The sequence below is a fragment of the Mesorhizobium sp. M7A.F.Ca.ET.027.02.1.1 genome (assembly GCF_004022985.1).
GTDB lineage: Bacteria > Pseudomonadota > Alphaproteobacteria > Rhizobiales > Rhizobiaceae > Mesorhizobium.
Genome location: NZ_RZOL01000539.1, coordinates 1 through 3,347, shown reverse-complemented (window position 1 = coordinate 3,347; position 3,347 = coordinate 1). Strand labels below are relative to the sequence as shown.

Sequence of the window (3,347 nt, the reverse complement as noted above, 5' to 3'; positions counted from 1 at the left end):
GGGCTGTGACCCCACCCTCCCCCTTGTGGGGAGGGTCGCTGCGAAGCAGCGGGGTGGGGGTGCGGCGCCGGACCCCCACCCGGACCTGCGGTCCGACCCCCCACAAGGGGGAGGTGGAAGCTCGGCGCCCCTCTTCGCGCCCCTGCACGAAAACTGCACAGGCCTGCGGAAAACCTCCTCCGATCCGCCTCACCCTTTCCCCGCCGGCCTGACAAACAGACGGCATGCAAAACCGAGCAGAACCCCGATGGTCCCTGCCTTGCCGGCTGCGCCGCGAAGACTGGTGGCTGGCCGATGCGCCGCGCGCGTGTCCCGTCGCAACCCTCATTCCCTTTGTCCGCAAGAGCCCGCCGGCAACCCGGCGGGACGCCATCAGGAAAGCCCGATCATGACAGCGTTGCTCTGCGCCGCGCCGAGCTATTGCAGCCGCTTCGGTGTCGCCATCCTCCTGGCAGCACTTGCGGATTTCCTGTTCTACGGCCAGCCCGCCGGGATCACGGTTTTCCTGTTTGCCCTGCTGATTGCCGCCGCGGTTGTCGCCGTGCATCCGGCGGCTTTCAGCGACGGTCGCGTCTGGCTCAAGCCCATCGCCTTGCTTGTCGCGCTGCTGCCGCTGGCTGAAAACGTCAGCACCCTGTCGGTTTCGATCGCGCTGGCGGCGCTGACCGTCTTTGCCCTTTCGCTGAGCGGGCGGCTGCGGCACAGCATCGCCCGTATTGCCGGGCAGATCGTGCTGTTCGGGCTGGCGGCGCCGTTCCGCTTCGCCAATGATTTCGTCCGCTGGCGCAGGACGGCGCGGCGGTTCGGCCGGCGGCGCATCCGGCTGGCGGCGATCGCTGTCTGGGTGATGCCGCTGACGCTGGGCGCGGTCTTCCTGGCGCTGTTCGGCGCCGCCAATCCGGTGATCGACTACTGGCTGTCGCTGATCGACCTCATGAGGCTGCTCGATCTTATCCAGCTGGCGCGGATTGCCTTCTGGCTGTTCGTGCTCGCCGCTGTCTGGGCTTTTCTGCGACCGCGCCTGCCGCGCCTGGTTCGCCGCATCCCGCGCGCGGCGCCGGCCGTCAGCGCTCAAGCCGACAAAACCGCCACCACCATCGAAGACATCCTGTTCGGCAAGGCCGCCATCCTGCGCGCCCTGATCGTCTTCAACATCCTGTTTGCGCTGCAGACGGCGCTCGACGCCACCTATCTGTGGGGCGGGGCCGCCCTTCCCGACGGGCTGAGCTACGCCTCCTACGCGCATCGTGGCGCCTATCCCCTGATCGTCACCGCGCTGCTTGCCGCCGGCTTCGTGCTGGCGGCGCTGCGGCCAGGCAGCGAGACATCGGCCGATCCGCTTATCCGCCGGCTGGTCTATGCCTGGGTGGCGCAGAATATCATGCTGGTCATTTCGTCGATCCTGCGGCTCGACCTCTATGTCGGCATCTATGCATTGACCTACTGGCGCGTCGCCGCCTTTGTCTGGATGGGGCTGGTCGCAGCAGGCCTTGCCCTGATCATTGCCCGCATCGCGCTGAGAAAATCCAATGAATGGCTGCTGTCCGCCAATCTTCTGACGTTATCTCTGACGCTTTATGCCGGCTGTTTCATCAATTTCGCAGCGACGATCGCCAACTACAATGTCGACCATTCCCTCGAAATGACCGGCCAGGGCATTCCCCTAGACGCCTGGTATCTTCACTCGCTCGGTCCTGGCGCGTTTCCCGCACTTGATCGCTTCCTCGAGCAGCAGGGCAAGACGGTGGCCGTCGGCACTGTCCGCGAACTGGCTGGCGTGCGCGGCAGCGACGAAATCTGGTATCGAACTATCCAGCAGAACTGGCGGGCCTGGAGCTTTCGCGACTGGCGGCTGCTTCGATATCTCGACTCCAAGGGGCCGTTCGTGATTCCCTCCGCTATCGAACCTTCCATGCCGGGCCGCTGATCCATGCCGCATCACATCCTCGTCGCCGACGATGACCCGCACATCCGCGAGGTGATCTGCTTTGCGCTGGAAAAGGCCGGCATGAAAACGACAGGCGTGGCCGACGGTGCCGCCGCCCTGCAGGCGATCGGCCGCCGGGCGCCGGATCTTGTCGTGCTCGACATCGGCATGCCGGAGATGGACGGGCTGGAGGTCTGCCGGCGACTGCGGCACACATCCGATGTGCCGGTGCTGTTCCTGTCCGCGCGCGACGAGGAGATCGACCGCATCCTCGGGCTCGAAATGGGCGGCGACGACTATGTGACGAAACCATTCAGCCCGCGCGAACTGGTCGCCCGCGTCAACGTCATCCTGCGGCGCGCCCGCCCGGCGGCGGCCGAACCGGTCGACAACAGGCAGTTTTCGCATGGCAAATTGGCTCTGGCGCCGGCCAGTCACGCTGCCAGCTTCGACGGCAAGGCGCTTGCCCTGACGGGGATCGAATTCTCGATCCTGAAGGGATTCCTGGCGCGGCCCGCGCATGTGCTCGACCGCGACGCGGTGATGGCCAGCGCCTATGCCACAAATATCCATGTCGCCGGCCGCACCGTCGACAGCCATATCCGCAACATCCGCGCCAAGCTGGCAGCAGTGGGTTGCCTGGATGCCATCGAGACCGTGCATGGCGTCGGCTTCCGGCTTGGCCGATGCGGCTGACGACTTCCGGCAAATGGATCGGCCGCAAGTGGCGGCCACGGCTTGCCACGGTCGTCGTCGCCATCCTGATCATGGTGATGGCCCTGCCATTGGTCGGCTTGTTCTTCTTCCGCCTCTACGAGAACCAGTTGATCCGCCAGACCGAAGCGGAGCTGATCGCGCAAGGCGCGGCCATCGCCGCCATCTATGCGCAGGATGTGCGCGACGCCGGCATTGCGGCGGACAAGCTCGGCGCGCCGATGCCGGGGCCAGGCGGGGATTCAAGCCGAAGCGTCAATCCGGGCCCGCTGTACAAGCCGATCGAGCCGCAACTCGATCTCGCCTCCGACTATGTGCTGCCGCCCCGGCCGGCGGCGATCGCTGCCACCGCCGATCCTGCCTTCGCGGCGATCGGTGCGCGCCTGTCCGGTATTCTCGACGCCGCGCAGAAAACCACGCTGGCCGGCTTCCGGCTGCTCGATCCCCGGGGCGTCGTCATTGCCGGGCGCGGCGAGGTCGGCCAGTCGCTCAGTGCGGCCGAAGAGGTGCGCACAGCACTTGCCGGTCACTATGCAAGCGCGCTCAGGCTGCGCATTCCCGACCAGCCGACGCCACCGCTCTATTCGGTCAGCCGCGGCACCAAGGTGCGTGTCTTCGTCGCCCTGCCGGTCGCTGTCGGCGGCAAGGTCGCCGGCGTCGTCTATGTGTCGCGGACGCCCAACAACATCATCAAACATCTCTATGG

The 3,347-nt window shown here is 66.3% G+C and carries 2 protein-coding genes and 1 pseudogene; all 3 read left to right on the top strand.

The genetic code is table 11. The features are described 5' to 3' along the window. Positions 1-388 precede the first annotated feature (388 nt). The gene (locus tag EN749_RS32945) at positions 389-1,927 is read left to right on the top strand and encodes a DUF4173 domain-containing protein (RefSeq protein ID WP_128290210.1); all 1,539 of its coding nucleotides are present in this window, start codon (positions 389-391) and stop codon (positions 1,925-1,927) included. A 3-nt stretch (positions 1,928-1,930) separates the two neighbouring features. Then, a complete protein-coding gene (locus EN749_RS32940; RefSeq protein ID WP_127381793.1) occupies positions 1,931-2,623 on the top strand; it encodes a response regulator transcription factor in 693 nt (230 codons plus the stop codon). Continuing rightward, positions 2,614-3,347, top strand: a pseudogene (locus EN749_RS32935) (two-component sensor histidine kinase); the annotation flags it as partial. The gene EN749_RS32940 and the pseudogene EN749_RS32935, both read left to right, overlap by 10 nt.